Genomic DNA, 24,593 nt, shown 5'->3' with positions numbered 1-24,593 from the left:
GCTCGGCGCGGCCAGCCCGAGACTCGGCGCGGCCAGCTGGCCGCGCCGAGCGGTCCGCTACGTCCGCAGCACCACGTCGGCCAGGGACGCCGGGTCCTCGGCGGCGATGAAGTCCTGCTCCTGCGCCGCCCACCGGTCCCACTCGCGCGCGAAGGTGTCGCCGTCGCGGCCGATCGCCCGGTCCCAGCGGACTGCGTCGTCGGCCTCGAGCCACACTGCCAACGAGGCCAGCGGCGCCGACGCCCGGGACACCGCCCCGCAGCCCTCGATCACGATCGGCAGGTCGGGGTCGACCGCGGTCCACTCCGCCGGGCCGTCGGCCACCCAGTCCCACCGGCGGTACCCGCTGGGAGGCCCGAGCACGTCGCGGACCACGGCGTCGGCCGCCGCGCGGAGTCCGTCCCATCCCGGGTAGACGTCGTCGAGGTGCACGACCTGCGCTCCCAGCAGCTGCGCGAGCTGGTCGCCGAGAGTCGTCTTGCCGGTGCCGGAGCGGCCGTCGACCAGGACCACGAGGCGCCCGCCCGACGCTGCCGCGGCGCCGGCAGCAGCTGCGGCGACACCTGCGGCGAGGCCCCCGCCGTCCGACGGGTCCGCCGGGTCCGCCTGGTCCGCCGGGCGCACCGGGTCCACCGGGTCCGCCGGGTGCGCCGGCTCAGGCACGCCACGTCCCCGCTGCCACGGCGACCGCGATCGACGCGACACCGATCCCGACGAGCACCGCCACCATCGCCCACTCCGGCCACGCGAACCGGGCGACCCGCGCCCACGTGCGTCGCCCGGGAGCCCCGAACCCGCGCGACTCCATCGCCACCGCCAACGTCGTCGCCCGTCGCAGCGCCAGGACCAGCAGCGCGAACGCCATCGACGCCCCGCGCCGCAGCCGTCCGGTGTCGGCAAGACCCCGCGCACGCCGCGCCATCGCGAGCTGCCGCCAGTCGTCCACCAGCAGCGTCATCATCCGGATGGCCGCGAGGGCCCCGAGCACGAACCGCGCCGGTAACCGCAGCACCTGCGCGAGCCCGTCGGCCAGGTCGGTGGGGTCGACGCGGATGAACAACGCGACCGCGGGCAGCCCCACCGCGAGCACGCGGAGCGCCGTCGCCAGGGCGAGCGTCAGCGACCCGTCGGTGACGTGGGCGAAGCCGAAGTCGAACCACTCCCGTCCGGAGGGTCGCCCGTACAGCGCGATGCTCACCGCCGTGAGCGGCACGGCCACCAGGATCGGTGACACCCGCAGCAGCAGGGTCCGCACCGGCAGCCGCAGGAGGGGCAGCAGGGCGAGCTCGACCGCGAGGGCGACGGCTGCGGACACGACGTCCAGGCTCAGCACGAGGCACACGCCGAGCGCGAGGACGCCGACGAGCGAGGCCACCGGTTGGACGGCGGCTCGGTCGGCTCGGTCGGTTCGGCCTGGAGGCGCGGCTCGGCCCGCCGCCGTCGGCACCGTCTCCGGGGTGGTCGCCGTCGCACCCCCCTGGTCGCGTTCCACGCGCCCTTGGTCGCCTTCCACGCGCCGGGCGCCGTCCGCCGCGAGCACGACCTCGTCGGCGACGAGCGCCCGGATCAGGTCGCGGTCGTGCGTGACGGCGACGATGGTGGTGCCGGCGTCGGCGAGTGCTCCGAGGTGCCGGACGACGGCGTCCCACGTGGACCGGTCCTGCCCGGAGGTCGGTTCGTCGAGCACGACGACCGGCGGCCGCGCGGCGACCACCGCGGCGATGGCGAGCCGTCGCTGCTCGCCGCCGGACAGTGTGAACGGGTTGGCTTCGGCGAGGTGAGCGAGGCCGAACTCGCCGAGGAGCACGTCCGCCCGGCCAGCGGCGTCCGGAGCACCGATCGCGCGGGGGCCGGCCTCGACCTCCTCGCGGACGGAGCCGGTGACGAACTGGTGCTCGGGGTCCTGGAAGACGGTGCCGATGCGAGCGGCGAGTTCGCGGCTCGACCACGTGTGCGGCGCCGCGTCGAGGCCTGCGGCGAGGTCCGTCGTGGCCGCGAGCTCCCCCGCGACCGGAGGCAGGAGCCCCGCGAGCGTGAGGCCGAGCGTCGACTTGCCGATCCCGTTCGGCCCCGTGATCGCCATGACCTGTCCGGGTCGGAGTTCGAGGTCGATCCCGCTGCCCACCCGCTGTCGCTTGCCCCGGGCGGTCCCGAGGTCCCGCGCCTCGAGCAGCGCGCCCGCTCCCGCGCCCGCCCCCTCGCCGAGCGGGCGAAATGCCGCGGTCCCTTCGGCGGCGGACCCGGGTATTTCGCCCGTTCGCGCAGCCGGACGGAACTCGTCGCCCGCCACCTCTCCGGCCGATTCGCCGAGCGGGCGAAATGCCGCGGTCCCTTCGGCGGCGGACCCGGGTATTTCGCCCGTTCGCGCAGCCGCAGCCGCAGCCGCAGCCGCAGCAGGCCGCCCGCGGGCCGCGCCACGCTCCGGCTCGGCGCCGGGCACCCACACCCCGGCCGCGGTGAGCGCGGCGCCGTGGCGCGCGAGCACCTCGGCAGGCGCGCCGTCCGCGACGACCCCGCCGCCGGGCTCGAGCAGCACGAGGCGGTCGACCAGGTCGAGCCAGGTGCCGATCCGGTGCTCCACCACGAGCAGGGTCGCCCCCGTCTCGTCGAGCAGTGCGCGGACGGCGTCGTGCACCTGGGCCACGCCGGCCGGGTCGAGGTTCGCGCAGGGTTCATCGAGCACGAGGGCTCCCGGACGCATCGCGAGCACCCCGGCGAGCGCCAGTCGTTGCCGCTGGCCGCCGGAGAGCATCGCGGTCGAACGGTCGAGGGGCAGGTCGAGCCCGACGACCGCGAGCGCCGACCGCACCCGTGTCCAGGTCTCGGCGCGCGGGACGCCGAGGTTCTCGCACCCGAAGGCCACGTCGTCGCCGATCCGTGACATCACGGTGTGCGCCTCGGGGTCCTGCATGACGAGGCCGACACGCCCGCGGACCGCGCGGGGGTCGGCGCCGTCGATCAGGACCGAGCCCTGCACGGAAGCAGCGGTGTCGTCGGTGGGGTCGGGTTCGTCGGGCAGCACGGCGGCCACTGCCCGGAGCAGCGTCGACTTGCCGGAGCCGGACGGCCCGACGATCGCGACCCGCTCCCCCGGCTCGACGGTCAGGTCGACGCCGCGGACGGCCCACTCGGCACGCTCGGGGTAGCGCCACCCCCAGTCGCGGAACGCGATGCGCGCGGCGCGCACGCCGACGACGTCCGGGGACGTCGACGACGGAGCGGACACCGTCACACCAGTTCGCGCGGCCGACGCCGGCTGTGCTCCCGGCCGGCAGCGAACGACGACAGCACGCCGGTGCGTGCGAGCGCCCGGACGACCAGCCACGAGCCGGCACCCGCGATGACGGCACCCGACACGATCGCGCACACGACGTAGACGACCTTGAACGCGGCGTCGAGACCCGGGTACCACAGCACGGTGTCGTTGATGCCGAGCGCGAGGCCGGCTGCGGCGCCCGCCAGGACGATGACCGGCAGCCGGTACACGCGGTACAGGAAGAGTGCGAGGACGATCTCGGCGCCGAGACCCTGGACGAGTCCGGCCTCGAGCGTCAGCCACCCCCACTGCGTGCCGAACAGTGCCTCGACGGACGCGGCGACCATCTCGCCGTAGAGCGCGGCGCCGGGCTTGCGGACGACGATCGCGACGAGCGGGCCGGCGAGCAACCAGACTCCGCCGAACAGGGCCTTCGTGCCCGGGAGGACGAGGTCCATGACGGCGCTGATGGGTTCGTAGCCGAACTCCCACAGCCGGAAGACGACGCCGAGCGCCACCGCGAGCACGCTCGCGACGACGATGTCGACGACCCGCCAGCGCAGCGATCGCCGCGGGGCGGTGTGGACGGTTGATGACGTGCCAGAAGACATGGTGCTGGACTCCTCCCTGCGCCGGCATGATCCGGATCAGGTTCGACGGTCGGAGCGCCACTCGCTCCCTCTCAGCCCGGCGGTCCCGGACTCCCGTGTGTGTCCCAGCAGTCTAGACGTGGTCGCGACCACGTGACGGGTCGCGACCCACACCGGACGGGAGGCCCGTGGCGGGTCCGCCACGGGCCTCCCGTCCGGTGTGTCGCTACTTCTTCAGGACGCGCACCAGTTTGCGGAGCACGGTGCCGGTCACCCAGACGAGCGGGATGCTCACGGCGACGAGCGAGATGAGGTTCGGCTCGAACTCGAGGTCCTTGCCGGGGCGACGGATGTACGCGCCGACCGGGATCGACGCGCCGCCGCCACCGCCGCCGCCGTTCTCGTCGTCCCCGCCGCCCCCGAAGCCGAACCAGCCGAGGGACACCGGGATGAGGGTCTGGTCGCCGACCTCGACGGGGTCTCCGTAGTTCGTGGAGACGCCGATCGGGCGTACCTTGTCTGCGATCTGCGTGACGATGTTGGCCATGCGCGCGACGCTACTCGTCCGTTCCTCCACAGGGCGGGCCACGCGCGCACGGGTACACAGCTGGTGCTTGTCTGCGGACGCGGACGGGTGTCACCGATATGTTGGCGCGACCATCACCTGGAGGACCGTTTGCACACCTGGCCCGGCAACCCGTACCCGCTCGGGGCGACCTACGACGGAAGCGGCACGAACTTCGCGCTCTTCAGTGAGGTCGCCGAGCGCGTCGAACTCTGTCTGTTCGACACCGACGGCAACGAAGAGTGCATCCCCCTCGTCGAGGTCGACGCCTACGTCTGGCACGCCTACCTGCCGAACGTCGGCCCCGGCCAGGAGTACGGCTTCCGTGTCCACGGCCCGTACGACCCCGACAACGGTGCACGCTGCAACCCGTCGAAGCTCCTGCTCGACCCCTACGCCAAGGCGACGAGCGGCGAGATCGACTGGGACCAGTCGCTCTTCGCCTACACGTTCGGCGACCCGGACTCGACGAACGACGACGACTCCGCGGCGCACATGATGAAGGGCGTCGTGATCAACCCGTTCTTCGACTGGCAGGGCGACCGCGCACCGCGCACGCCCTACGGCGAGACGGTCATCTACGAAGCGCACGTCAAGGGCCTCACCGAGACCCACCCCGACGTGCCCGAGGAGCAGCGCGGCACCTACGCCGGCGTCTCGCACCCCGCGGTCATCGAGCACCTGAAGCGACTCGGCATCACGACGCTCGAGCTCATGCCGGTGCACCAGTTCGTGAACGACTCGACCCTGCAGGACAAGGGGCTGTCGAACTACTGGGGCTACAACACCATCGGCTTCTTCGCACCGCACTCCTCGTACTCGTCCTCTGGCGACCAGGGGCAGCAGGTGCAGGAGTTCAAGACGATGGTGCGGGAACTCCACCGCGCCGGCATCGAGGTCGTGCTCGACGTCGTCTACAACCACACCGCCGAGGGCAACCACCTCGGGCCGACGTTGTCGTTCCGCGGCATCGACAACGCGGCGTACTACCGCCTGGTCGACGACGACAAGAAGTTCTACATGGACTACACGGGCACCGGGAACTCGCTCAACGTCGGGCACCCGCACTCGCTGCAGCTCATCCTCGACTCGCTGCGCTACTGGGTGACCGAGATGCACGTCGACGGCTTCCGCTTCGACCTCGCCTCGGCACTCGCCCGCGAGTTCTACGAGGTCGACCGACTGTCCGCGTTCTTCGAGCTCGTGCAGCAGGACCCGATCGTGTCGCAGGTCAAGCTCATCGCCGAGCCGTGGGACGTCGGCCCTGGCGGTTACCAGGTCGGCAACTTCCCGCCCCAGTGGTCCGAGTGGAACGGCAAGTACCGCGACACCGTGCGCGACTTCTGGCGCGGCGAGTCGTCGACCCTCGGTGAGTTCGCGTCGCGCATCTCCGGCTCGGCCGACCTGTACGAGCACGACGGCCGGACGCCCAAGGCGAGCATCAACTTCATCACCGCGCACGACGGCTTCACGCTGTACGACCTCGTCGCCTACAACGAGAAGCACAACGACGCCAACGGCGAGGACAACAACGACGGCGAGAGCCACAACCGGTCCTGGAACTCCGGCGCCGAGGGTCCGACGGACGACGAGTCCGTGAACGCCCTGCGGCTCCAGCGCCGCCGGAACTTCCTGGCGACCCTGCTCCTCAGCCAGGGCGTGCCGATGATCGCCCACGGTGACGAGCTCGGCCGTTCGCAGTCCGGCAACAACAACGTCTACGCACAGGACTCCGAGCTCAGCTGGATCGACTGGGACACCGCGGACGATGACCTCGTCCAGTTCACGGCCGACGTCGTCAAGCTGCGCCACGACCACCCGACGTTCCGTCGCACCCGGTACTTCAACGGGCGCCCGGTGCGCCGTGGTCAGGACGAGCCGCTGCCCGACGTGGTCTGGCTCACGCCCGAGGGCGACGCGATGTCGCCGGAGGACTGGGACTCCGGTTTCGGCAAGAGCGTCGGCATGTACCTGAACGGTGACGGCATCCGCGGGCGTGACTCCCGCGGCGAGCGCGTCACCGACGTGGCGTTCATCACGTACTTCAACGCCCACGACGACGTCGTGACGTTCACGTTGCCGCCCGAGGAGTACGCACCCGGCTGGACGGTCCGCATCGACACCGCCGAGCCCGGTGCCCGTGACGAGATCGTCGAGGCGGGCACCCCGCTCGACGTGCCCGCCCGGTCGATGATCGTCCTGCGTGCCGAGCCGAACCACGAGGTCTCGGTCACCCCGGTCGAGGTCCAGCACCACGACGGCGCCCCCGAGCCCCGGTCCCCGCAGGACGCCGTCACCCCGGCCAACCCGGCCGGTTCCACCGCACCGAGCGGCACCGCGCGATGACGAACGGCACGACGGGGGCCGGGCGTCGCGTTCCCGTCTCGACGTACCGGCTGCAGGTGTCGGCGGACTTCGACCTGGCCACCGCACGCGACCTCGTCGACTACGTGCACGACCTCGGGGCCGACTGGCTGTACCTGTCGCCCGTCCTGCAGTCGGAGCCGGGCTCGAACCACGGCTACGACGTCGTCGACCACACGCACGTCGACACCGACCGCGGCGGTGACGAGGCCCTCCGGGTCCTCGCCGAGGCCGCGCACGCGGTCGGGCTCGGCGTGCTGGTCGACGTCGTCCCGAACCACGTCGGGGTCGCCACCCCGGCGGTCAACCCGTGGTGGTGGTCCCTGCTCGAACTCGGCCAGGGCTCCCCCGTCGCCTGGGCGTTCGACGTCGACTGGGACGCCGGCGACGGCAAGGTCCGGGTGCCGGTCCTCGACGACCGGCTGCTCGACGCGGTCACACTCGACACGTCCGACGCCGAGCACCCGGTGCTCCGGGTCGGCGACACCGCGTACCCGACCGCGCCGGGCACCGCCCACCCAGGCGACTCGGTCGAGGCCGTGCACGCGCTGCAGCACTACGCGTTCGTGCACTGGAAGCGTGCGGACCACGAGCTGAACTACCGCCGGTTCTTCGCGGTGAACACGCTCGCGGCCATCCGGGTCGAGGAACCCGAGGTGTTCGCGGCGTCGCACGGCGTCATCGGCGGCTGGTTCCGCGACGGCCTCGTCGACGGACTGCGCATCGACCACCCGGACGGACTGTATGACCCCGCCGGCTACCTGCAGGACCTCGCCGAGCTGACCGGCGGTGCGTACACCCTCGTCGAGAAGATCCTCGAACCCGGCGAGGAACTCCCGAGCTCCTGGCCGGTCGACGGCACGACCGGGTACGACGCGCTCGGCGTCCTGGACCGTGTGCTCGTCGACCCCGCGGGCGAACCCTCGCTGACCGCGGCATCGGGCGCGGAGCCCGCCGACTGGCAGCAGCTGACGCACGACACCCGCCGCGGCATCGCCGACGGGATCCTCGGCAGCGAGGTCGAGCGACTCGCCCGACTGCTCGCGCCGGTCACCGCCGGGGCGGACGCGATCACGCACGAACGGCTCGTCGACGCCCTCGCCGAGGTCGTGGCGTCGTTCGACGTGTACCGCACCTACCTGCCCGAGGGCGCGCACCACCTCATCGCGGCGCTCGAACGCGCGGCAGAGGCCCGTCCCGACCTCGACGACGTCATCGACCGGATCGCCCCGGCGCTCGTCGACCCGGACAACGCCGCCGCGATCCGCCTGCAGCAGACGAGCGGCATGGTGATGGCCAAGGGCGTCGAGGACACGGCGTTCTACCGCACGTCCCGCTTGACGTCCCTGAGCGAGGTCGGTGGTGACCCGAGCGTGTTCGCGGTGTCCGTGGCCGACTTCCACCAGGCGCAGCGCGACCGGCTCGGCAGCTGGCCGCACACCATGACGACGCTCACCACCCACGACACGAAGCGCAGCGAGGACACCCGCGCACGCATCGCGGTCCTGGCCGAGCTCGGCAGCGAGTGGGCCGACACGCTCGACCGGTTGCAGTCCCTCGTCCCGCTCGAGGACCGTGTGTTCGCGGACCTGCTCTGGCAGGCGATCGTCGGTGCCCGTCCCGCGAGTCGTGAGCGGCTGCACGCCTACGCCGAGAAGGCATCACGCGAAGCCGGCGACAGCACCACCTGGACGGAGCCGGACTCGGCGTTCGAGGAGCGCATGCACGCCCTCGTCGACGCGGCGTTCGACGAGCCCGCCGTGGTGGCCGTGCTCGATGCCCTCGACGAACGGATCGACGCGGCGGGGTGGTCGAACGGTCTCGCGCAGAAGCTCGTGCAGCTCACGGCTCCCGGCGTCCCCGACGTCTACCAGGGCACCGAGTTCTGGGACCGTTCCCTCGTCGACCCCGACAACCGCCGAGCCGTGGACTACGCCGAGCGGCGCCACGTCCTCGCCGAGATCGACGGTCCGGACGACGACGGCCCCGAGGACCTCCCGGCGATCGGGATCGACGGCGCCGCGAAGCTCCTCGTGACCGCCCGTGCACTCCGTCTCCGCCGCGACCACCCGGAGCTCTTCACGCGGTACCTCGCGCTCGAGGCGACGGGCAGCGCGGCGGACCACGTCGTCGCGTTCGACCGCGGCGGTGCCGTGACGATCGCCACGCGCCTGCCGATCGGCCTCGAACGGGTCGGTGGCTGGGGTGACACCCTCGTGCACGCCGTCCCCGTCGACCGGGTCGACCTGCTCACCGGCAGAACCTTCGCGGCCAGCCGGGGCATCGCCCTCGCGGACCTGCTCACCACCTACCCGGTTGCGCTGCTCGTGCCGGCCGCCACGGTCGGGGAACCCGGCCACGCCGACACGGTGACCGACGCGTCCGACGCGGGACGGGCCTCCCGGTCGACCGCCCGGACCACCCCGGCGACCGAGTCCGACGCGCAAGCGGAGATCGACATCCTGGAGGGTCACGCATGACCGCACCCGACCGTTACGCCGTCTGGGCGCCCGAGCCGGACCGCGTCCGGCTGGTCGTCGACGACGTCGAGTACCCGCTGACCCGGGGCGACGACGACTGGTGGTCGACCGACGCGATCATGCCGGTCGTCGGTGCCCGCTACGGGTTCCGCCTCGGCGACGACGACGCGGTCCGACCCGACCCCCGCAGTCGCTTCCAGCCGGACGGGGTGCACGGCACGTCCGCCGTCGTCGACCCCGCGCGCTTCGCGTGGACCGACGAGTCGTGGACCGGGCGTCCAGCCCGCGGTGCCGTCATCTACGAGATGCACGTCGGCACCTACACGCCGGAGGGGACCCTCGACGCGGCGGCGCAGAAGCTCGACCACCTGGTCGAACTCGGCGTCGAGTTCGTCGAACTGCTGCCCGTGAACGGTGTGAACGGTGAGTGGAACTGGGGCTACGACGGGGTCGCCTGGTACGCGGTGCACGCCCCGTACGGCGGCCCCGACGCCTACGACCGCTTCGTCGACACGGCGCACTCACTCGGCCTGGGGGTCATCCAGGACGTCGTCTACAACCACCTCGGGCCGAGCGGCAACTACCTGCCGCTGTTCGGGCCGTACCTGGTGCAGGGGCTCGCGAACACGTGGGGCGACTCGGTGAACGTCGAGCACCCCGAGGTGCGTCGGTACGTGCTCGACAACGTGCGCATGTGGTTCCGCGACCACCACGTCGACGGGCTCCGGCTCGACGCCGTGCACGCGATCCGCGACACCACGCGGCCGCACGTCCTGGCCGAGATGGCCGACGAGACGGACGCCTACGGTTCCTTCGTCGGTCGTCCGCTGTCCCTGATCGCCGAGTCGGACCTCAACGACCCGGTGATGTTCCGCCCGCGGGAAGCCGCCGGGTACGGGCTCGCCGGACAGTGGTCCGACGACTTCCACCACGCCGTGCACGTGGCGCTGACGGGCGAGACGAACGGTTACTACGCCGACTTCGCACCGCTGTCGGCGCTCGCGAAGGTGCTCGACCACGGGTTCTTCCACGACGGCACGTGGTCGTCGTTCCGTGGCCGGCGCCACGGGCAACCGATCGACCGTGGGACTTCCCCGGCGACGGCCCTGGTCGTCACGAACCAGAACCACGACCAGATCGGCAACCGCGCGGCGGGCGACCGTCTGGCGGCGACGCTCGACGACGAAGGCCTCGTCATCGCCGCGGCACTGACGCTGCTGGGCCCGTTCACGCCCATGCTGTTCATGGGTGAGGAGTTCGCCGCGACGACACCGTGGCAGTTCTTCACGTCGCACCCGGAGCCCGAGCTCGGCAAGGCGACGGCCGAGGGCCGCATCCGCGAGTTCGCGGAGCACGGCTGGGACGAGGCGGCCGTGCCGGACCCGCAGGACCCGACGACGTTCACGAACTCGAAGCTCGACTGGGCCGACGTCAGTTCCGAGCGGGGTGCGGCGATCCTGCGTGCCTACCGGGTGCTCGTCGCCCTGCGCCGGACCGACCAGGCCTTCGTCGACCACCGGTACGAGGCGAACGCCGTGCGGTTCAGCGAGGACCGCCGGTGGCTGGTGCTCACGCGTGGGCTGCTCGGACCGGACGTGGCACCCGTGCACGTCGTGGTGAACTTCCTCGACGACGCAGCCGAGGTGCCGGTCCCCGGTGCCACCGGCGAAGAGCTCTACCGGTTCGGAGCGGCCGAGGTCGCGACGGACTGCGTGCGGTTCCGCGGGCGGGGCGTGGTGGTGCTGCGCTAGTCGCTGCGCTGTCGTCCGGGCGGGCCGGGCTTGCCCACGGGCGGGCCCGGGCTTGCCCACGGGCGGGCCGGGCTTGCCCACGGGCGGGCCGGGCTTGCCCACGGGCGGCCGATCCGCGAAAGCGACAGTGTCCCGCGAACAGTTCGCGGGACACTGTCGCTTTCGCGGTACCGACGCCGAGGGCCGGGGGCCGAGCGCCGACGCCGACGCCGACCCAGCGGGTCAGGCCGCGTGGTCGGCCACGGCGTGCGCGTTCGTGCGCACGGACGGCAGCTTCCGGTGGTCCTTGACCAGGGAACGGGTCTCGCGGATGCGGCGGTCGATGCCCCACTTCGTCACGAGGGCCAGGCTCTCGCGCACGATGTTGCCGCTCATCTTCGAGACGCCGAACTCCCGCTCGGTGAACGTGATCGGGGTCTCGACGACGCGCAACCCGGCCTCGAGAGCACGCCAGCACAGGTCGACCTGGAAGCAGTACCCCTTCGAGGCGACGCCGGCCAGGTCGATCCGCTCGAACGCCCGCGAGGTGAAGACCCGGAACCCGCCGGTGGCGTCGCGGACGGCGATGCCGAGGGCCAGGCGCGTGTAGAGGTTGCCGCCTCGGGACAGGAGTTCGCGGTACCAGGGCCAGTTCTCGACCTTGCCGCCCTTGATCCAGCGGGACCCGAGCACGAGGTCGTTCGTGTCCGCGAGCTCGAGCATCCACGGCAGGTACTCGGGGTGGTGCGAGCCGTCGGCGTCCATCTCGACGAGCTTGCCGTAGCCGTGCTCGAGGCCCCAGGCGAACCCGGACAGGTACGCGCCGCCGAGACCGTCCTTCACCGTGCGGTGCATGACGTGCACGCGGTCGGTCTCACGGGCGATGGCATCGGCGATGTCACCGGTGCCGTCCGGCGAGTTGTCGTCGACGACCAGCACGTGGACGTTGTCGTCGGTGGCGGCGAGCGTGCGCTCGACGATGGGACGGACGTTCTCCGCCTCGTCGTAGGTCGGGATGATGACCAGGGTCTCGCTCATGGTGCTCCTCGTGCTCCACATCGAATGTATCGGTCGGTGTTTGGGTCAGTCCGACGAGAGGTCTGCGAACACGATCAGATTGTCCGTGTAGTGCCCGGTGGCGGTGTCGAACACGCCGTCGCAGGTGATCAGTCGGAGCTGGGGGGTCGGGGTGGTGCCGTAGACGTCGCTCGTCGGGAACGCCGACTTGGCGGCGCGTTCCGAGCGGTCGACGGTGAAGGTGCGGGTGCTGCCGTCGGACATCGCGACGTGGATCTCGTCGCCGGCGACCAGTTCGTCGAGCCGGAAGAACACGGCGGCGCTCGTCGGGCTGTCGACGTGGCCGGCGATGACTGCCGGGCCGACCTCACCCGGGACGATGCCGTCACTGAACCACCCGGCGCTGTCCCAGTCGACGGGCGGGTCGAGTTCGCCGGCCGTGCCGCGGTGCAGGTCCTCGAGGTTCGACTGCACGCCGATCGCGGGGATCGAGACGCTGACCGGGGTCGCCGCGGATCGGGCAGCGGGTACGGCCGGGTCCTGGAACCCCTCGATGCCCGACCCTGCAGAAGCAGAAGCAGAAGCCGACGCCGAACTCGACGGCGCCGAACCGGCCCGCCCGTCCGACCCGTCACTGCCGACGGTCGACGCGAGCGCCACACCGGTGACGCCGCCGCCCACGACGACCGCGGCCAGCACGGCCCCGATCAGCACGCCACGACGTCGGAACACCGAACCACGCCCGGCGGACCGTCGGCCGGTCACGATGCCCCTCCGGCCGTCGTCGCGCAGCCGCCGAGCACGTCCGAGGTGAGCATGGTCGAACCGAGGGCTGCCCAGGCGTCCCCGTAGTAGGTCGGCGTGGTGGCAGCCGTCCGGTCGGCCCGCTCCAGGTCATCGGCGGCCGCACCGGAGGAACCGGCCGCGTACTCGGCGGCGGCCCGGGCGGTGTACGCCAGGGCGTTCGTGTCCCCGGTCACGGCGGTGCCGCCCAGGTCGAGCTGCGCCGCGAGCTGCGTCGTCCGACGCAGGGTCGGGGCGAGCGACCCGGCCAGGGCGCGGTCGTCGGCGGAGCAGGCCTCGGCGTAGCGGACGGGCGTCCGCATCGCGTCGTAGCCGTACAGCACGCGCTGGTCTCCCCCGGTGGCGGGCATCGGGTCGACGGTGCCGTCGGCGTGCACCTGCGACCAGTCGCTCGGCAGCTGCGACTCGTCGAGCACCGCCGCGGTCGCCGCGCGAGAGCCACGGTTCAGCGCGGTCCAGCGGTCGTCGCCCGTGGCCTTCGCCAGCACCGCGAAGGCGGCCGGCGACGCGTACGAGGCGTTGTACCGGTACGGCTCGGAGTCCGCCCACGGCCCGGGCAGCAGGATCGTGCCGAGCTCCGTGGTCGCGGTCTCGTGTTCCAGGATCGCCGAGGCGATGCGCTTGCCGGCTGCCGTGTAGCGGTCCTCGCCCCACGCGTCGCCGGCGAGCACCAGGGCCCGCGCGGCGTCAAGGTCGGCGTCGCTCGCCGGCTGCTCGTCGGCGACACCGTCGTCGGGCGTCCAACGCCAGGCGAGCAGGTCGTCGTCGGTCAGCATGTGCGTCTTCGTCCACTTCCAGATGTCGTCGAACCGGTCGCGGTCACCGTTCGCGAAGGCGATGAGCAGCCCGTAGGCCTGTCCCTCGCTGACGGTGTCGTCGCCCTGGTCGGTGCGGACGACACGGCCGTCATGCACGTACCGGTCGAGGAACTCCGTGCGGAGCTCCTTCGGGGAGCGTGCCGCGTCGGGCGCGCTGGTCGAGGTCGGGGTGGCGACCGAGCCGCTCGAGGCCTCGGTGTCTTGCCCCCACGGGCGAACCGCGATGAGCGCGACGCCGACGGCGACGACCACCGCCGCTGCGGCGGTGACGGGTATCCAGGTCCTGCGGGTCATGCTGGCCTGCCTTTCCGTGGATGGTGACGATGGATCTGGACGGGAGGCCCGGATCACGTGAGCGTGTCGGCGCACGTGATCCGTGCCTCCCGGCCAGGGCGTCAGCGGTACAGCGAGCGGAGCGCTGCGATGGCCGTGTGGACGGCCTCCGTCATCGGTCGGTCGGCGGCTGCGCCGCCGCCACCCGTCTGCACGCCGCCGGTCGGCGTCGCGGCGGTGGCTGCGGCGTCCGTGACCGGCACGACCGTCAGGTCGCCCTTGCTGTCGTCGAGGACGAACAGGGTGGAGACCGTGTTGCCCGCGAGGTCGACGCTGGCGGTGCCCTGCTGGCCGCTGCCGGAGACGTCGAGCGTCCACTTGCCGGAGTCGACGGTGGCGTACTTGGTGGCGGTGCCGAACTTCGCGCCCTCGGCGATGGCTGTGCCCTCGGAGGTGCTCACGTCGACCTGCTTCGCCGTGGTGGCGGCCTGGACCAGCCGGAGCTTCGCCTTGCCGTCGCCGGGCTGCTGCAGGTCGTCGGTGAACGCCGTCGTCTTGAGGTCGGTGTTCTTGCCGTACGCGACGACCGTGCTCGCGTCGCCCTTGTCGACCTTGACGTCGGTGGAGATCACGGGCGTGGAGTCCGGGGCGTCCGAGGCCCGCATCGACAGCACGTAGGTGCCGACCGGGAGCTCCTGGTACTTGCTGACCTGGCCGTACGTGACGTCGTCCAGCTCGAAGATCGTCTTGCCGCCGGACAGGCTGGACAGTTCGACGTCGACGCCCTTCGTGTCGGGCGAGAGGTGGCCGACGCGGAGCCAGCCCTCGTCGGCGGTGGCGGCGGAGGCGGTCTGGGGTGCTGCGAGTCCGACGGTCGCGGCGACGAGGGTCGCTGCGAGTGCGCCGACGACGACGGTGCGACGTCGCTGGGTGTGTGCGGTCATGGTCGTGCTCCTTCGGGTCGTGGTGCTGGTCGAGTTGTGTGAGGTGGTGCTGCGGGCCGTGCTGGGGCCGTGGGTGCGAGCCGCCCCGCGAGCGGGCGAAATGCCGGGGTCCGCGCCCGGAGCACCCGGGTGTTTCGCCCGCTCGGCGATCCGGGCGGCGGACGGGGCGGCGGGTCGGCGGGTCACGAGGCGCTCGTCGCAGTCGTGGTCGGATCCGCCGGGGTGTACGTGACGGTGAGGCGTTCGCCCTCACGCTCGACCGACGCCGGCCGGAACGAATCGGGCATCGCCTCGAAGGTGGCGGCCACGCGCTCCGCCGAGGCAGCGTCGCTCGTGTGCAGGACGGCGGTGCGGAACGGCTGCCCGGTCTCGCCCGTGAGCGGGGTGAACCGGTCGACGCGGACGTCCTGGTCGGCGAGCACCTGGCCGAGCGCGATCATCGCTCGCGAGTCGACCTGACCCGCACGGAACTGCGACTTCGTGCCGTCGTCGGCCCGGAGCGCCGGGTTCGACGCCAGCTCGGTGCCCATGGTCTTCCGCAGGTCGCTGGCCCGGGTGATCGCGGTCTGTGCGGCCGTCGACCCCTCGGCGTGGATGCGTCGGACCTCGACCTGCTGGTCACCGGACCCGAAGGTCGCGACGGCCGTCGAGTTCTCGATCGCCTGGCGGATGTCGGACGACGAGTTGCCGCCGGTCCGCATGGAGTCCGTCGTGATGACGTAGTCCGAGTCCTTCCACCCGTTGGGCGACTGGCGCTCCACGGCTCCGTCGGTGTCGAGCTTGTAGTACCAGACCACGTTGTTCCGGGCGAAGCCGTCCTCGACGAGGTCGACCCACATGGCGTCGTCCACCAGCAGTCGGGAGGACTTCGAGACGTTGTCCCCGACCCACTGCTCGGCCTGCTGCATCGGGAGGTCGAGGTTGCCCAGGACGAAACCGCGCAGCTGTGTTCCCCAGAGCGGCACCGCCACGACGAGCGCGACCGCGGTGGTGACGGCCCAGGTGATGCCGAGACCACGATGGGTCCCGGCGCCGAGGCGGGTCCGGGTGCGGACCCGACCGGCGATCGCCAGGACGGCACGCTCGGCCGTGTAGGCGACCAGCAGGGCGGCGAAGGGGATGAGCATGATGACGTACGGCACCGGCAGGTACCCGTTCGGGCGGAACATCATCGCGAGCAGGAAGACGAGCATCGCGGCGATCGGACGGACCCGTCGCATGAAGAGCCCGACGACCGCGGCGGCCGAGCCGAGCACGATGAACACCGGGTCGAGCGCCCACCACTGCGACGCGGCGGCGTTGGCCAGGCTGCCCGGGTCGAACAGCGAACCCGATGCCGAGCGCGAGCCGAGCTGGTAGGTGATGCCCTCGAACAGGCTGACCCGACCGCTGCTCGGCAGCAGCTCGCCCTTGACCGCGGCGAGCAGCAGATACCCGCCGCCGATGATGACGAGGACGGCGCCGGCGACGCTCAGCGTGTACCGGCGGGTGCTCTTGTCGGCGCGACGGATCGCCATCCAGATGAGGAACGGCAGGGCGAGCAGGTACGTCTCCTTGGAGAGCACCGCGATGCCGAGGCACGCAGCGGCACCGGCGAACCCTGCGAGCTGCTGGCGACGGCTCAGCACGAGGACGAACGCGGCGAGCAACCACGGCGTCGCGACGTTGTCGATGTAGACCGTGCGGTGGTACTGCAGGGCGAGCGGCGACAGCGCGAAGACGAGTCCGGCTGCGGCAGCGGTGATCCGGCCGGCACCGAGGCGGCGGGCCAGGACGAACAGCAGGATGCTCGAGACGGCGGAGAAGAAGACCATCGCCTCGCGGCCGGCCTCGACGGCGAACGGGTAGCGCGCGAACGCCCCGGTCAGACCGGTGTAGCCGGCGATCTGGATCCAGCCGAGTGGCGGGTGGTCGTACCAGTACGTGTAGTGCGTGATCTCGCCGAGGTGCATGATCGCCCAGGCCTGCGCCGTGTACGTGCCCTCGTCGTCGATCCGCTGCGGGGTGCCGGACATGTTCCAGGCCTGCACGATGACGGTGACGGCGACGACGGGCAGCAGCCACGTCAGGCTCGCGGCGTGCCGGCGGAACCAGGCGCCGATGCCGGTGTGGTTCCCCGCGACGGCACCGCGGATCGGGATGCCGGTGGTGTTGGTGATGCTGGCGGTCATCGGGTCCCTCCTGTGGTCGTGCCGGCGAGCTCACGCTCGGAAGACGAAGACGAAGACGAAGACGAAGAAGACGAAGACGTCGCGCCCGCGGACCCGGTCAACTCCGACGCGAAGCCGACGACCTCGGCGGGCTGCTCGGCGTTCCGGTGCTGGCCCGTGTGCTCCGTCTTCTCCCAGCCGTTCTGCCCCTTGGCGTGGCGGACGACGGCTCGGACGGCTGCTGCGGCGAGGAAGATCTGGTACGGCACGAGACCGAGCACGAGCTTCACGTAGTCGCGGAACCGGACCTTCTCCTTGTAGATGCGACCGAACTCGTTGAGGCCGACGACCTCGACGGCCAGCAGCATGAGCGTCGGTGCCACCGGGATGAACGACACCAGGGCGATCGCCGTCGGCACCTTGACGAACAGGATCATCAGGACGCTGAGCGGGATGAGCAGACCGGTGGCCGCCTGGATGAACGGCATGGTCAGCATGTACCGGGCGAAGAAGCGCTGACGGAACGACGGCAGCTTCTTCCACTCCCCCTTGCCGAGCACCTGGAGGAAGCCCTGGTTCCAGCGCGTCCGCTGCTTGAGCAGCGAGGCGAAGGTCGGCGGGGTCTCCTCGCGGGTGACGGCCTCGGGGCTGTAGGCGACGACGACCTTCGCGCCGTCGGCGGACAGCCGGACGCCGAGCTCGCAGTCCTCGGCGAGGCAGTGCGCGTCCCAGCCGTTCGACCAGTCGAGGCGTTCCTTCGTCACGAAGACGGTGTTGCCGCCGAGCGGGATGAACTTCGAGCCGGCGTGGAAGTGCAGGCGCGAGCGGAACCAGAAGTAGTACTCCAGGACGTTCCGGAGCGACCACCAGCTGGACTTGAAGTTCATCAGCTGCACGCCGCCTTGCACGACGTCGGCACCGGTCTCCTGGAACCGCGAGTCCACCAGGGTGAGCAGGTGCGGGTAGACCTCGTCCTCGGCGTCGAACACGCCGACGACGTCACCGGTCGCGTACTGCAGCGCCAGGTTCATCGCCTTCGGCTTGTTCTTCGGCAGGGTGTCGTCGACGACCACTCGGATCAGCTCGGGGTGGCGGGCTGCGGCGGCGCGCACGACGGCGTCCGTCTCCGGGTCGTCCTCGCCGACGATCGCGATGATCTCGAAGTCGGGGTGGTCCTGCTTCGCGAGCATGTCGAGCGTCTGGCCCATGACCTCCTGCTCGTGTCGTCCGGGCACCAGCAGGGTGAAGCGGTGCGCGGCCGGGCGCGGGGTCTGGCTGAAGCTCGTCGACTTCAGCGCGTCCCGCGAGCGCCAGGCGTGCAGCATCCACCAGAGCGTCGTCAGCGCGACGATCGTGAGCAGCACGGAGATCGCGATGAGGGCGGAGTAGCCGATCCACTCACCGAGCGACCACGCGGCCTGCTGGACGGCACCGGAGCCTCCGGTCGGGACGTCGGTGGTCCCTCGGTTCGGGACGCTCGACGGAGCGGTCCCCTCGTTCGGCTGGAGCAGCGGCCCTGCGGCCGTCAGCAGCGTGGCGGAGATGGTCATGCGGCGAGCCCCTTCGTGCGACGAGCATCGGTGGAACGGAAGACGAGGGCCTTGTACGCGGCGAACCGGAAGGCGGTTCCGAGCACGAGGCCGACGCCGTTGCCGGCGACGTTGTCGGCGAAGGTCGAGGTGAACCCGAGGACGTAGTGCGAGACGAACAGGCAGGCCGCGGCGATGCCGAGCCCGATCAGGTTCGTGGCAGCGAAGAGCAGCCCCTCGCGCACGGTCTCGCGGCGGCCGGTCTGGCGCTCGGCGCGGAACGTGATGAAGCGGTTGCCGATCCACGCCACGGCGGTCGCCACGACGGCCGACACGATCTTCGCGGCGATGGGACCGTCGGGCATGACGGTGGCCCGCAGCAGATTGTAGATGCCCAGATCGATGACGAAGCAGACGGCACCGATCGTGCCGAACGACGCGAGTTGCCTCGCGGTGGCGAGCAGGCGCGAGACCGTGCCGGGTCGCACGGTCGGCACCGTACCGGTGTCGGGTGACACCAGAACGGGGGTATCAGTTCGGGTCATGCCCCCGATTCGGGGGTAAGTGGCTCGTGGTTTGGGTGGGGTACGGGCTTACCCAGGTTTCTGCCAGCTCCACGACACGTGCCGTTCATCCGGGGTACGGACGGCCGGTCTGTGCAGACCGGACCGGTCTGTGCAGGCGGCCAGCAGAGCGGACGGGAGGCCCGTGGCGGCGTCGCCACGGGCCTCCCGTCCGCTGGTGGGTCGCGTCTCAGGCGGGACGCTGCGCCGGGGACACGGTCTTGGCCGCGTCGCGCTCCGGGAGGTCACCCAGCGCCTCGTCGATGGCGGCGAGCGCGTCGGCGTCGAGCGTGACGCCCGCTGCCTTGACGTTGTCCGTGACCTGCTCCGGACGCGAGGCACCGACGATTGCGCTGGCGACGTTGTCGTTCTGCAGCGTCCACGCGATCGCGAGCTGCGCGAGCGTGAGGCCGGCCTGGTCGGCGACGGGCTGCAGGCGCTGCACGGCCTCGAGGACCTCGTCGCGCATGAACCGCTTGATCATGTCCGCGCCGCCCTTCTCGTCTGTGGCACGCGAGCCCTCGGGCAGCGGCTGACCCGGCTTGTACTTGCCCGTCAGCACGCCCTGCGCGATGGGCGACCAGACGATCTGCGACAGGCCGAGCTGCTTCGAGGCAGGGACGACCTCGCCCTCGATGACCCGCCACAGCATCGAGTACTGCGGCTGGTTCGAGATGAGCTGGAAGCCGAGCTCCTTCGCGAGCGCGGCGCCGGCGCGGATCTGCTCGGCGTTCCACTCGCTGACGCCGATGTAGAGCGCCTTGCCCTGGCGGACGACGTCCGCGAAGGCCTGCATGGTCTCTTCGAGCGGGGTCTCGTGGTCGTAGCGGTGCGCCTGGTAGAGGTCGACGTAGTCGGTCTGCAGCCGGGTCAGCGAGCCGTTGATCGACTCGAGGATGTGCTTGCGGCTGAGTCCGACGTCGTTGTGCTGCTTGGGGCCGGTGGGCCAGTAGACCTTCGTGAAGACCTCGAGCCCAGCACGCCGCTCGCCCTTGAGTGCTTCGCCGAGGACGGTTTCGGCGGCGGTGTTGGCGTACGTGTCCGCGGTGTCGAACGTGGTGATGCCGGCGTCGAGCGCTGCCCGCACGCACTGGGAGGCGACGTCGTTCTCGACCTGCGAGCCGTGCGTCAGCCAGTTGCCGTAGGTGATCTCGGAGATCTTGAGTCCGGAGTTGCCCAGGTACCTGAATTCCATGGTCCCGACGCTACTGGAGCCCGCCGACACGTGAGGGGCCCCGCGAGTGCCTGCCGCCCGCCGCGGGGTGGGGCGGTGGGCGCGTAGCGGGGTGCGGTGCGGTCGGCCGCCGCGAGCGCGGATCTCGCGAGGGTGGATCCCGTCCCGCGAGCGGGCGAAATGCCAGCGTGCCCGACGGCGACACCCGGCCAATACGCCCGCTCGCGTCGTCGCTGAGGTCGCGACCGCGGGAGCCTCGCCGCGATGGGCGGGCTGACGCCGTCGCCGCGGTCCCGACCGCTGCGCTGACCGGCCGGGCGGGCAGCGCTGCGGTCCGCGCCGTCGGGCGCCCCCGCGAGCGGGCGAAATGCCGCGGTCGCCACGCAGCCGGACCCCGGTGTTTCGCCCGCTCGACCGCGGCGCGATTCCTCCACAGGGGCGCCAGGATCGCGGGCCGTCCACACTGGAGGCACGACTCGCCACCGTCGCGCCCGCTCGGCTCCACGATGTGGAGATGACCGCCAGACGCCGACTCCCGTTGGCGCTGCGGGACGCCTCGTTCCGCGTCCGAGACGCACTGCATCGAGGGGTGTCCCGCGGCCGCCTCGAGGCACGTGACCTCGTCCGCCCGTTCCACGGCACCCGATCCGCGGTTCCGCCGCAAACCGTTGACGAACGCGCCCGCGCGCTGGCTCCCCGGCTGCGCCCCGACCAGGTGTTCAGCCACGTCACGGCCGCCGCGATCCTCGGCATCCCGCTCCCCCGCCGGCTCGAGGGCTCGCCGCGGCTCCACGTCACGACGATCGGGGTCGATCAGGCGCTTCGCGTCCGCGGCGCCGTCGGACACCGCGCCCACCTCGGCAGGGTCCGTGCGACCACCAGCCGAGGTGTGCGTCTGACGACGCCAGCGGACACGTTCGTCGCGCTGAGCACGATGTTGACGCTCGACGAACTGATCATCGCGGGTGACGCCCTCGTCGGGTGGCTCGGATGGGCGACCCTCGACGAGCTGATCCTGGCAGTCGGCCGGCGGCGCGGGCTCCGGGGCGTCGTGAAGCTGCGCCACGCTCTCGCCGAGATCAGGCCGGGTTCTCGTTCCCCGGGTGAGACCAGGGCACGGCTGACCCTCGTCCGCCAGGGACTCCCGGAACCCGCCCTGAACCACGACGTGATCGTGGACGGCAGGTGGATCGCGTGCGTGGACCTCGCCTACCCCGCAGCACGGGTGGCGATCGAGTACGAGAGCGATCTCCACCGCACCGACCCGGCCACCTTCCGGAAGGACCTCACCCGCGGCGAGCACTTGAAGGACGTGGACTGGTGGTTGGTCCGAGCCGCGGCGGACGACGTCGGCCGAGGTGTCGATCGATTCGTACAGCGTGTGAGACGCCTCCTGCAGGCTGGGCTCAGCGCACCGCACGACCATCGCTTCGCGACGCTTCGGTGAACAATGGTTGACGCTTCAACCAAAAGGGTGCACACTGGCGTAGTATCAGGTTGATGCAGGCGCATGGATCGCGTCGCACCACAGACTCTCGTTCGGAAGAAGGACCACCATGACGCTCACCGCCACGACCATCCCCGGCTACCAGACCGGCACCTGGAAGATCGACCCCACCCACTCCGAGGTCACCTTCTCGGTCCGCCACCTCGCCATCAGCAAGGTCAAGGGCAAGTTCGAGACGTTCGACGCCACCGTCGTCACCGCCGAGAACCCCCTCGAGTCGACCGTCGAGGCGAACATCGACGTCGCGTCGATCAACACCGGCCAGGAGCAGCGCGACCAGCACCTGAAGACGAGCGACTTCTTCCTCACCGAGGAGCACCCGCAGCTCACCTTCCGCTCGACGAGCATCGAGGCCAAGGGCGACGACCTGCACATCGCTGGCGACCTGACCCTGCGCGGCGTCACCAAGCCCGTCGTCCTCAAGGCCGAGCTCGGTGGCTTCACGACCGACGGCTACGGCCAGGTCAAGTTCGGCGCCGAGGCGACCACGAAGATCGACCGCACCGAGTTCGGCGTGAACTGGAACGCAGCGCTCGAGGCCGGTGGCTTCACCCTCGGCAACGACGTGACGATCAACCTCGACGTCCAGTTCGTGCTCCAGGCGGCCTGAGTCCCTTCGGACTCGCTGCCTGACTGAAGGCACCGAACAGCACCACCCGAACCCGAGACACGCGCCCCGGCTCCCCACGGAGCCGGGGCGTTCGTCGTCCCCGCGGTGCTTCGGGGGTGCGTCCGTGCCCGCCGCCCGCCGCCCGCCGCCCGCCGCTGCGACCCGAGCGGGTGCTCCATCGCGAGCGCAACCGGGCGAACGGGCGAGATACCGGCCTCATCTCGAATTCGACCCCGGCATTTCGCCCGCTCGCCCAGGGACCACGCGCTGGCACGCTCCTCCGGTGTCAGCGAGTGCAGTGCGCACCGACCCCGCACGGGCGTGAACGGGCGGAAACGTCCGGTGGCTACGCGCACGACCGCGGCATTTCGCCCGCTCGGCCGGGCTCCTCGGCGTAGCGTTGGGCAGCGGACAGGGGCACGCCCGCACGCGCGGGAATCCGCACACCGGCCCCCGAGTTACAACGACACACGCACGACATGCACCACACGCACGACACGCACCACCCGCACCACGCACCACCCGCACGAAGCACCGCACGCCAGCCCGACGAACAGGAGCACCACCATGGCCACCGACTGGATCGCGATGCAGGCCCTCGCGGCAGCCGAGTTCGGCCGCCGCGTCGCCGCCGTGACGGACTGGGACGCCGCCACCCCCGACTCCGAGTGGACCACCCGCGACCTCGTGACCCACGTGGTCGACGAGCAGCGCTGGATCCCGAAGCTCCTCACCGGGTGTGACTACGCCCAGGCCGAGGCCGACCTCGAGTTCATCGGCGACGACCTCGTGTCCGAGTGGCAGCGCTTCGCGACCGCGGCGACCGATGCCTGGCGGAACGCCCCGCAGGACACCCCCGTCCACCTCAGCACCGACGTCGTGCCAGCTGGCCAGTACCTCACCGAGCAGACCAGCGACATCACCATCCACACGTGGGACCTGGCGCGGGCGACCGGCACGGACGAGTCCCTGCCGGACGAGCTCGTGCAGGCGGTGTGGGAGTACTTCGAACCGCAGATCGAGGACCTCGCGGCCACCGGCTTGTACGCCGCCCCGGTCGACGTCGACCAGGACGCCCCACTCCAGGTCCGCCTGCTCGCCGTCACAGGCCGCGATGCCAAGGTGAGCGCATGACCAACGCAGCACCGAGCAACGCCGCACCAGGCAACGCAGCGACGAGCACCGCAGTACCAGGCAACGCAGCACCGAGCACCGCAGCGACGACCGACACCACCCGCCTCGGCGCCTCCGGCCTCGAGATCAGCACCGTGATCCTCGGCATGATGTCCTACGGCGCCCCCGACCGCGGCTCGCACGCGTGGAGCGTCGGCATCGACGAGGCCCGCCCCTTCGTCCGTCGCGCGTTCGACGCCGGCATCACCACCTTCGACACGGCGAACGCGTACTCCGACGGCTCCAGCGAGGAGATCACCGGCACGCTCCTCAAGGAACTCGCTCCGCGTGAGGACGTCCAGGTCCTCACCAAGGTGTTCAACCGGATGCGCCCCGGTCGGAACGGCGCAGGGCTCTCCCGCGCCGCGATCATGCACGAGATCGACGCCTCGCTGACCCGTCTCGGCACCGACTACGTCGACCTGTACCAAATCCACCGCTTCGACCCGGTGACCCCGATCGAGGAGACGATGGAGGCACTGCACGACGTCGTCAAGGCCGGCAAGGCCCGCTACCTCGGCGCGAGCAGCATGTGGACGTGGCAGTTCGCGCAGATGCAGCACGTCGCCGACCTGCACGGTTGGACCCGCTTCGTCAGCATGCAGGACCAGTACAACCTGCTCGAACGCGAGGAAGAACGCGAGATGCACCCCTTCGCGCACGCGACGGGCGTCGGCGTGATCCCGTGGAGCCCCCTCGCCCGCGGCAAGGTCACCCGGCCGTGGGACGCCGACGGCTCCGGGTCGCGCGCGAGCACCGACGAGTTCGGCAAGACGCTCTACCGCCAAGACGAGGACGCGAACCGCGCGATCGTGGGCGCCGTCGAGTCCATCGCGACTGAACGCGGCGTGAGCATGGCGCAGATCGCCCTCGCCTGGGTTGCGGGCAAGCCCGCGGTGAGCGCGCCGATCGTCGGTGCGACGAAGGAGCACCACATCGACGACGCGGTCGCGGCCGCCGCGATCACGCTGACCGACGACGAGGTGACGCGACTCGAGTCCGCGTACACGCCCCGGGTGCCGTCCGGTTTCTGACGCCCCCACCAG

The 24,593-nt window shown here is 71.3% G+C and carries 19 protein-coding genes and 1 riboswitch; of the genes, 7 read left to right on the top strand and 12 right to left on the bottom strand.

The window, feature by feature from the left end; genetic code table 11:
- Nucleotides 1-57: 57 nt before the first annotated feature.
- The 4 genes from EDF31_RS05095 to EDF31_RS05075 form a co-directional block, all read right to left on the bottom strand.
- On the bottom strand, nt 58-663 hold the full coding sequence (locus tag EDF31_RS05095; protein ID WP_279387356.1) for an ATP-binding protein: 606 nt from the start codon (nt 661-663) through the stop codon (nt 58-60).
- Nucleotides 656-3,232, bottom strand: a complete 2,577-nt coding sequence (locus tag EDF31_RS19865; protein WP_131973729.1) for an ATP-binding cassette domain-containing protein — start codon at nt 3,230-3,232, stop codon at nt 656-658. The genes EDF31_RS05095 and EDF31_RS19865 overlap by 8 nt, the downstream gene beginning before the upstream one ends.
- Nucleotides 3,229-3,867 (bottom strand): ECF transporter S component, encoded by a 639-nt coding sequence (locus tag EDF31_RS05080; RefSeq protein ID WP_131845397.1) that lies wholly within the window; start codon nt 3,865-3,867, stop codon nt 3,229-3,231. Before EDF31_RS05080 ends, EDF31_RS19865 begins: the two co-directional genes overlap by 4 nt.
- Nucleotides 3,863-3,974, bottom strand: a riboswitch (TPP riboswitch). Its footprint overlaps the gene before it by 5 nt.
- Before the next feature lie 98 nt (nt 3,975-4,072).
- A complete protein-coding gene (locus tag EDF31_RS05075; protein ID WP_111086838.1) occupies nt 4,073-4,393 on the bottom strand; it encodes a hypothetical protein in 321 nt (106 codons plus the stop codon).
- Nucleotides 4,394-4,522: 129 nt separating this feature from the next.
- Between EDF31_RS05075 and glgX the strand changes: the two genes are divergently transcribed.
- Genes glgX through treZ form a run of 3 tightly spaced genes read left to right on the top strand, consistent with a single transcriptional unit; the run spans nt 4,523 to nt 11,006 of the window.
- Complete coding sequence (gene glgX, locus EDF31_RS05070; protein WP_123294024.1) at nt 4,523-6,757, top strand: glycogen debranching protein GlgX; 2,235 nt, start codon at nt 4,523-4,525, stop codon at nt 6,755-6,757.
- Entirely contained in the window at nt 6,754-9,255 is a 2,502-nt protein-coding gene (treY, locus tag EDF31_RS05065) for a malto-oligosyltrehalose synthase (protein ID WP_131845396.1), read from the top strand. Before glgX ends, treY begins: the two co-directional genes overlap by 4 nt.
- On the top strand, nt 9,252-11,006 hold the full coding sequence (treZ, locus tag EDF31_RS05060) for a malto-oligosyltrehalose trehalohydrolase (protein WP_131845395.1): 1,755 nt from the start codon (nt 9,252-9,254) through the stop codon (nt 11,004-11,006). The genes treY and treZ overlap by 4 nt, the downstream gene beginning before the upstream one ends.
- 222 nt (nt 11,007-11,228) lie before the next feature.
- On the opposite strand, the gene EDF31_RS05055 is transcribed toward treZ, so the two are convergent.
- From EDF31_RS05055 to EDF31_RS05020, 8 genes are all read right to left on the bottom strand, one after another.
- Nucleotides 11,229-12,023: a polyprenol monophosphomannose synthase gene (locus EDF31_RS05055; protein WP_131845394.1), complete on the bottom strand. Its 795-nt coding sequence runs from the start codon at nt 12,021-12,023 to the stop codon at nt 11,229-11,231.
- Nucleotides 12,024-12,068: 45 nt separating this feature from the next.
- Nucleotides 12,069-12,767, bottom strand: a complete 699-nt coding sequence (locus EDF31_RS05050) for a class F sortase (protein WP_165901328.1) — start codon at nt 12,765-12,767, stop codon at nt 12,069-12,071.
- Nucleotides 12,764-13,918, bottom strand: coding sequence for a glycosyl hydrolase family 8 (locus tag EDF31_RS05045; RefSeq protein ID WP_131845392.1), 1,155 nt, complete (start codon nt 13,916-13,918; stop codon nt 12,764-12,766). Before EDF31_RS05045 ends, EDF31_RS05050 begins: the two co-directional genes overlap by 4 nt.
- Before the next feature lie 101 nt (nt 13,919-14,019).
- Nucleotides 14,020-14,841, bottom strand: a complete 822-nt coding sequence (locus tag EDF31_RS05040; RefSeq protein WP_123294030.1) for a DUF4397 domain-containing protein — start codon at nt 14,839-14,841, stop codon at nt 14,020-14,022.
- A gap of 182 nt (nt 14,842-15,023) precedes the next feature.
- Nucleotides 15,024-17,012: a glycosyltransferase family 39 protein gene (locus tag EDF31_RS05035; protein ID WP_131845391.1), complete on the bottom strand. Its 1,989-nt coding sequence runs from the start codon at nt 17,010-17,012 to the stop codon at nt 15,024-15,026.
- Complete coding sequence (locus EDF31_RS05030; RefSeq protein WP_207896053.1) at nt 17,009-18,541, bottom strand: glycosyltransferase family 2 protein; 1,533 nt, start codon at nt 18,539-18,541, stop codon at nt 17,009-17,011. The genes EDF31_RS05035 and EDF31_RS05030 overlap by 4 nt, the downstream gene beginning before the upstream one ends.
- On the bottom strand, nt 18,538-19,008 hold the full coding sequence (locus tag EDF31_RS05025) for a GtrA family protein (protein ID WP_243649870.1): 471 nt from the start codon (nt 19,006-19,008) through the stop codon (nt 18,538-18,540). Before EDF31_RS05025 ends, EDF31_RS05030 begins: the two co-directional genes overlap by 4 nt.
- Before the next feature lie 265 nt (nt 19,009-19,273).
- The gene (locus EDF31_RS05020; RefSeq protein WP_131845390.1) at nt 19,274-20,278 is read right to left on the bottom strand and encodes an aldo/keto reductase family protein; all 1,005 of its coding nucleotides are present in this window, start codon (nt 20,276-20,278) and stop codon (nt 19,274-19,276) included.
- Nucleotides 20,279-20,771: 493 nt separating this feature from the next.
- Here EDF31_RS05020 and EDF31_RS05015 point away from each other — a divergent pair, with 493 nt between their 5' ends.
- The 4 genes from EDF31_RS05015 to EDF31_RS05000 all read left to right on the top strand — a co-directional run bounded on the left by EDF31_RS05015 (nt 20,772) and on the right by EDF31_RS05000 (nt 24,581).
- Nucleotides 20,772-21,704: a hypothetical protein gene (locus EDF31_RS05015; protein WP_131845389.1), complete on the top strand. Its 933-nt coding sequence runs from the start codon at nt 20,772-20,774 to the stop codon at nt 21,702-21,704.
- A gap of 109 nt (nt 21,705-21,813) precedes the next feature.
- Nucleotides 21,814-22,374, top strand: coding sequence for a YceI family protein (locus EDF31_RS05010; protein WP_111086826.1), 561 nt, complete (start codon nt 21,814-21,816; stop codon nt 22,372-22,374).
- Nucleotides 22,375-22,941: 567 nt separating this feature from the next.
- Entirely contained in the window at nt 22,942-23,508 is a 567-nt protein-coding gene (locus EDF31_RS05005; RefSeq protein WP_131845388.1) for a TIGR03086 family metal-binding protein, read from the top strand.
- Nucleotides 23,509-23,654: 146 nt separating this feature from the next.
- Entirely contained in the window at nt 23,655-24,581 is a 927-nt protein-coding gene (locus EDF31_RS05000; protein WP_243649899.1) for an aldo/keto reductase, read from the top strand.
- The last annotated feature ends 12 nt before the right edge of the window (nt 24,582-24,593 follow it).

It is taken from the genome of Curtobacterium sp. PhB142 (assembly GCF_004341255.1).
Classification (GTDB): domain Bacteria; phylum Actinomycetota; class Actinomycetes; order Actinomycetales; family Microbacteriaceae; genus Curtobacterium.
Note: the sequence above shows the minus strand (reverse complement) of the source record. Positions and strands in the feature narration are given on the sequence as shown.

Coding starts and splice junctions, on each gene's coding strand:
- treZ (WP_131845395.1), top strand. CDS start 9,252: ATGACCGCACCCGACCGTTACGCCGTCTGGGCGCCCGAGCCGGACCGC.
- EDF31_RS05030 (WP_207896053.1), bottom strand. CDS start 18,541: ATGACCATCTCCGCCACGCTGCTGACGGCCGCAGGGCCGCTGCTCCAG.
- EDF31_RS05045 (WP_131845392.1), bottom strand. CDS start 13,918: ATGACCCGCAGGACCTGGATACCCGTCACCGCCGCAGCGGCGGTGGTC.
- EDF31_RS05075 (WP_111086838.1), bottom strand. CDS start 4,393: ATGGCCAACATCGTCACGCAGATCGCAGACAAGGTACGCCCGATCGGC.
- EDF31_RS05035 (WP_131845391.1), bottom strand. CDS start 17,012: ATGACCGCCAGCATCACCAACACCACCGGCATCCCGATCCGCGGTGCC.
- EDF31_RS05000 (WP_243649899.1), top strand. CDS start 23,655: ATGATGTCCTACGGCGCCCCCGACCGCGGCTCGCACGCGTGGAGCGTC.
- EDF31_RS05055 (WP_131845394.1), bottom strand. CDS start 12,023: ATGAGCGAGACCCTGGTCATCATCCCGACCTACGACGAGGCGGAGAAC.
- EDF31_RS05005 (WP_131845388.1), top strand. CDS start 22,942: ATGGCCACCGACTGGATCGCGATGCAGGCCCTCGCGGCAGCCGAGTTC.
- EDF31_RS05040 (WP_123294030.1), bottom strand. CDS start 14,841: ATGACCGCACACACCCAGCGACGTCGCACCGTCGTCGTCGGCGCACTC.
- EDF31_RS05020 (WP_131845390.1), bottom strand. CDS start 20,278: ATGGAATTCAGGTACCTGGGCAACTCCGGACTCAAGATCTCCGAGATC.
- treY (WP_131845396.1), top strand. CDS start 6,754: ATGACGAACGGCACGACGGGGGCCGGGCGTCGCGTTCCCGTCTCGACG.
- EDF31_RS05010 (WP_111086826.1), top strand. CDS start 21,814: ATGACGCTCACCGCCACGACCATCCCCGGCTACCAGACCGGCACCTGG.
- EDF31_RS05080 (WP_131845397.1), bottom strand. CDS start 3,867: ATGTCTTCTGGCACGTCATCAACCGTCCACACCGCCCCGCGGCGATCG.
- EDF31_RS05015 (WP_131845389.1), top strand. CDS start 20,772: ATGACCGCCAGACGCCGACTCCCGTTGGCGCTGCGGGACGCCTCGTTC.